The 5,307-nt window shown below is 69.9% G+C and carries 4 protein-coding genes; all 4 read left to right on the top strand.

What is annotated here, in order from left to right; translation table 11 throughout:
• The first annotated feature begins 212 nt into the window (after positions 1–212).
• The 4 genes from AC1MIR_RS00960 to AC1MIR_RS00945 all read left to right on the top strand — a co-directional run bounded on the left by AC1MIR_RS00960 (position 213) and on the right by AC1MIR_RS00945 (position 5,202).
• Positions 213–1,409: a M20 aminoacylase family protein gene (locus tag AC1MIR_RS00960; protein ID WP_480027040.1), complete on the top strand. Its 1,197-nt coding sequence runs from the start codon at positions 213–215 to the stop codon at positions 1,407–1,409.
• Between the two features lie 131 nt (positions 1,410–1,540).
• On the top strand, positions 1,541–3,337 hold the full coding sequence (locus AC1MIR_RS00955) for a peptide ABC transporter substrate-binding protein (protein ID WP_480026317.1): 1,797 nt from the start codon (positions 1,541–1,543) through the stop codon (positions 3,335–3,337).
• A 10-nt stretch (positions 3,338–3,347) separates the two neighbouring features.
• Entirely contained in the window at positions 3,348–4,307 is a 960-nt protein-coding gene (locus tag AC1MIR_RS00950; RefSeq protein ID WP_480026316.1) for an ABC transporter permease, read from the top strand.
• A complete protein-coding gene (locus AC1MIR_RS00945) occupies positions 4,273–5,202 on the top strand; it encodes an ABC transporter permease (protein ID WP_480026315.1) in 930 nt (309 codons plus the stop codon). The genes AC1MIR_RS00950 and AC1MIR_RS00945 overlap by 35 nt, the downstream gene beginning before the upstream one ends.
• Positions 5,203–5,307: the final 105 nt, after the last annotated feature.

Below are 5,307 nucleotides of genomic sequence, written 5' to 3'. Positions count from 1 at the left end.
CGGGGGGGGGGGCGCCCGGCGGGGGGCCCGCGGGCGGGGGGGGGGGGGGGGGGGGGGGGGGGGGGGGGGGGGGGGGGGGGGGGGGGGGGGGGGGGGGGGGGGGGGGGGGGGGGGGGCGGGGGGGGCAGCGGTCACCGAGACGGGCCCAGCCCCCTCCCCAGCGACGCGCCGGCGGTCCATCCTGGCGAAGACAGATCGCGAAAGGTGCGGCCGTGACCCATGCGGTGATCGAGGGCGCGAAGGCGTTCCAGGCGGACCTCGCCGCCATCCGGCAGGACATCCACGCCCATCCCGAGCTCGGCATGGAGGAGACCCGGACCTCGGCGCTGGTAGCGCGGGAGTTGCGCGCGCTCGGCATCGAGGTGACGGAGGGCGTCGGGCGCTTCGGCGTGGTCGGCACGATCCGCGGCAACCGGCCGGGCAACCGCTCGGTCGGGCTGCGGGCCGACATGGACGCGCTGCAGATCCCGGAAGCCACCGGCGCGCCCTATGCCTCGACGCATCCGGGCATCATGCATGCCTGCGGACATGACGGGCACACGACAATGCTGCTCGGCGCCGCGCGCTGGCTGGCGCGGCATCGCGACTTCGGCGGCACGGTCCACCTGATCTTCCAGCCGGCCGAGGAAGGGCGCGGCGGCGCCAAGGCGATGCTCGACGACGGGCTGTTCGAGCGCTTCCCCTGCGACGCGGTCTATGGCCTGCACAACAAGCCGACCATTCCGGCCGGGCGCTTCGCGATCCGCCCCGGCCCGGCGCTGGCCGCGGCCGACCGCTTCAAGGTGGTGTTCCGTGGCACCGGCGGGCATGGCGGTTCCACCCCGCATCTCGCCACCGACATCACCGTGGTGCAGGCGCATTTCGTGCTCGGGCTGCAGACGATCGTCGGGCGCAACGTGGCGGCGACCGATGCGGCGGTGCTCTCGGTCGGCTCGATCCATGGCGGCTCGCCGGTCTCGCCCAATGTGATGCCGGCGGAGCTGACCATCACCGGCACCTCCCGCAGCTACACCGCGGCCGTGCGCGACCTGCTGGAGCGGCGCATCGGCGAGCTGGCGCATGCGCTGGCTGCCATGCATGGCGCGACGGCGGAGGTGGAATACCACCGCGGCGTGCCGGCGACCGTGAACCACCCCGAGCAGACCGAGACGGCGCGCAGCGCCGCCCGCGCGCTGGTCGGCGATTCCGAGGTGGTCGAGCACGCCCCGGTCACGGGCGGCGAGGATTTCTCCCTGATGCTGGAGCAGCGGCCCGGCGCCTTCATGTTCATCGGCGCCGGCAACGGGCCGGACGGCACCTCCCCCAACCTCCACACGCCGCATTTCGACTTCAACGACGAGATCATCCCCCTCGGCGTTGCCTATTGGGTCGGCGTGGTGGACCAGGAACTGGGCAAGCCAGCGGGGTGACTCGCCGCCCCGGCGAAAAGCCGATAGGAAAAGCGGTGCGCCGCGCGGCCGGGTTCGGCTAGCGTGGAAGACGATGCGGGATGCGCCCGAACAGGGCCGACCCCCGAACGACAGGGACTGGGAGAGCAAGAATGACGGAAGACGACCTGCGCCAGATGATCGGGCGGGTGAAGCGCGGCTCGCTCTCGCGCCGTGGCTTCGTGCGGCGCCTCGCGGCCTTCGGGCTGACCGCGCCGATGGCGACCCAGCTTCTCGCGCTGCACGGCATCAACCCCGCTTCGGCGCAGAGCGTGCCGGCCTACAAGCCGACGCGGCGCGGCGGCGGCGGGCCGCTCAAGATCCTCTACTGGCAGGCCTCCACCCTGCTGAACCCGCATTTCGCGGTCGGCACCACCAACCAGGAAGCCAGCCGCGTCTTCTACGAGCCGCTGGCCGGCTGGGCCGCCGACGGCACGCTCTATCCCGTGCTGGCCGCCGAGATCCCCTCGGTCGAGAACAAGGGCCTGTCGGAGGACGGGCGCTCCGTCACCTGGAAGCTGAAGCGCGGCGTGAAGTGGCATGACGGCACCGACCTCTCGGCCGACGACCTGGTGTTCAACTGGGAATACGCCAAGAATCCGCAGGTCGCGGGCGTCTCCTCCGGCAGCTACACCGATGTGAACGTCGTCAAGGTGGATGACCTCACGGTGCGGGTGGAGTTCCAGAAGCCGACGCCCTTCTGGGCGGACGCCTTCGTCGCCTCCCGCGGGATGCTGATCCCGAAGCACCTGTTCAAGGACTACAACGGCACCAACGCCCGTGACGCGCCGGCCAACCTGCGCCCGGTGGGCACCGGTCCGTACAAGTTCGTCAGCTTCGCGCCGGGCGACAACCTGCGCGGCGAGCTCAACCCGAACTACCACATGAACAACCGCCCCTACTTCGACACGCTCGAGATCAAGGGCGGCGGCGACGCGGTCTCGGCCGCGCGCGCCGTGCTGCAGACCGGCGACTTCGACTATGCCTGGAACCTGCAGGTCGAGGACGAGATCCTGAAGCGGCTGGAAGCGGCCAACCGCGGCAAGGTGAACATCGTCGAGGGCGGCAACATCGAGTTCATCATGCTCAACGTCACCGACCCGAGCCGGGAGGTGGACGGCGAGCGCGCCTCGATCAAGACCGAGCATCCGGCCTTCAAGGACCCGGCGGTGCGCGAGGCGATGTCGCTGCTGCTCGACCGCGCTTCGATCGAGCGCTTCATCTATGGCCGCGGCGGGCCGGCGACCTCCAACTTCCTGAACAACCCGCCGCGCTTCGCCTCGCCCAACACGCGCTGGGAGTTCAACATCCAGAAGGCGAACGAGATCCTGGACGCCGCCGGCTGGGCGCGCGGGCGCGACGGCATCCGCACCAAGGACGGGGTGCGGCTTCGCTTCCTCTACCAGACCTCGGTCAACGCGCCGCGCCAGCGCACCCAGGCGATCTACAAGCAGGCGGCGCAGCGCGCGGGCATCGACCTGGAGCTGAAGTCGGTGACCGCCTCGGTGTTCTTCTCGGCCGACGTGGCCAATCCGGACACCTACACGAAGTTCTTCGCCGACATGCAGATGTACACCACGACCATGACGCAGGCGGACCCGCAGCTGTTCATGAACCAGTTCGTGTCGTGGGAAATCTCCTCCAAGGCGAACAACTGGCAGGGCCGCAACATCGTCCGCTGGCGGAACGAGGAATACGACCGCATCTTCCGCGATGCGGAGGGCGAGCTCGATCCGGTGAAGCGCGCCGCGCTGTTCATCCGCATGAACGACCTGATCGTGGGCAGCAACCATGTGATCCCGCTGGTCAAGCGCCCGCTGGTCAGCGCCAGCCTGAACAACCTCCATCACGTGCTGAGCGCCTGGGACAACACCCACTGGCTGCTGAGCGACTGGTACCGCGAGACCTGATCCACCCTTCGTGGCCCAGTATCTCGTCCGCCGCCTGCTGATCGCGATCCCGAGCCTGCTCGGGATCAGCGTGATCCTCTTCACGGTCCTGGCGCTCGCGCCGGGCGACCCGTTCGAGGAGCTGGCGACCAACCCGGCCATCCCGCCCGAGGTGCGCGCGAATCTCCGCGCGAGCCTCGGGCTCGATGACCCCGTTCACATCCGCTACTTCGCCTGGCTCACCTCCATGCTGCGGGGCGAGTGGGGCTTTTCCTTCGTCAGCCGCATCCCGGTGGACGAACTGATCCTGCAGCGCCTGCCGGTGACCATCGCGGTGATCGGCGCATCGCAGATCGTGGCGCTGGCCATCGCGCTGCCGGTCGGCGTCTATGCCGCGACCCGGCCCTATTCGATCTTCGACCAGATCGCCAACACGCTGGCCTTCGTGGGCTTCTCGCTTCCCACCTTCTTCACCGGCCTGCTGTTCATCCTGTTCTTCTCGATCTACCTGGACTGGCTGCCCTTCGTGTTCCGCACCGACATCGAGGCCACCGGGCTGAACTGGTGGTGGCAGCAGCTGCGCCAGTCCATCATGCCGATCATGGTGCTCGGCCTGTTCCAGGGCGCGGCCTGGACCCGCTTCGTCCGCTCCGCCGTGCTCGACGTGATCCGGTTGGACCATGTCACCACCGCGCGCGCCAAGGGCATCCCCGAACGCGCGGTGACGATGCGCCACGTGGTGCGCAATGCGATGATCCCGGTGGTCACGCTGGTCGCGCTGCAGATGCCGGCCGTGTTCGGCGGCGCCATCGTGACCGAGCAGATCTTCCGCGTGCCCGGCATCGGCAGCCTGCTGATCAGCGCCATCCTGGCCAACGACACGCCGGTGATCATGGCCGTCACCTTCGTCATCGCCGCCCTGGTGGTGTTCTTCAACCTGCTCGCTGACGTGATCTATGGCTGGCTCGATCCCCGTATCAGCTATCGCTAGCCCCGGCGCCGCGCGCCCGCGCATCGGCCCCTGGCAGGAGGCCTGGCGACGATTCCGCAAGCACCGGCTCGCGGTCGCCTGCGCCGTGGTGCTCGGCACGATCATCCTGGCGGTGCTGCTCGGCCCGCTGGTCTGGACGCTGCCGATCGACGAGATCGACTTCACCGCGCGGCTCGAGGGCCCCTCCCTCGCGCATCCGCTCGGCACCGACGATCTGGGGCAGGACCTGCTGGCGCGAATCCTCTATGGCGGGCGCATCTCGCTGGCCGTGGGCTTCGCGGCGATGTCCGTCGCGGTCAGCGTCGGCGTGCTGGTCGGCGCCGTCGCAGGCATGGCGGGCGGGCGGCTCGACGCGGCACTGATGTGGCTGACCGACCTGTTCCTGTCGCTGCCACAGCTGCCGCTGCTGCTGCTGATCATCTACCTGTTCCGCGATGCGCTGACCGGCGTGGTCGGGCCGGAGCTCGGCGTCTTCATCCTGATCGTCACGGTGATCGGCGCGTTCAACTGGATGCAGGTGGCGCGCCTGGTGCGCGCGCAGTTCTTCTCCCTGCGGGAGAAGGAATTCGTCGAGGCCGCGCGCGCCCTCGGCGCCTCCCGCGCGCGCCTGGTGTGGCGGCACATCCTGCCGAACGCGCTCGGCCCGGTGATCGTCGCCGCGACCATCGACGTCGCCGCCGCGATCATCGCGGAGAGCACCCTCTCCTTCCTCGGCCTCGGCTTCCCGCCCGACATCCCGACCTGGGGGCGGCTGCTGTTCGACGCCAAGGACAACCTGGACTTCGCGCCGCATTGGGCGCTGTTCCCCGGCCTCGCGATCTTCCTGACCGTGGTCAGCATCAACTTCGTCGGCGACGGCCTGCGCGACGCCCTCGACCCCAGGCGCGTGCAATGATCCTGTTCGTGTGCCCTCAGGCGCCGGGCGGCGGCTCCGCCGCCTTGGCTCGCCGCACTTGCGGCGGGCCGCATTCGCGGCCTCGGCCCGCTGCGCGGGCCGGCT

The sequence above is a fragment of the Falsiroseomonas sp. RANM36 genome (assembly GCF_056682175.1).
The sequence above is the reverse complement of the archived record's forward strand: the minus strand, read 5'-3'. Positions and strand labels throughout refer to the sequence as shown.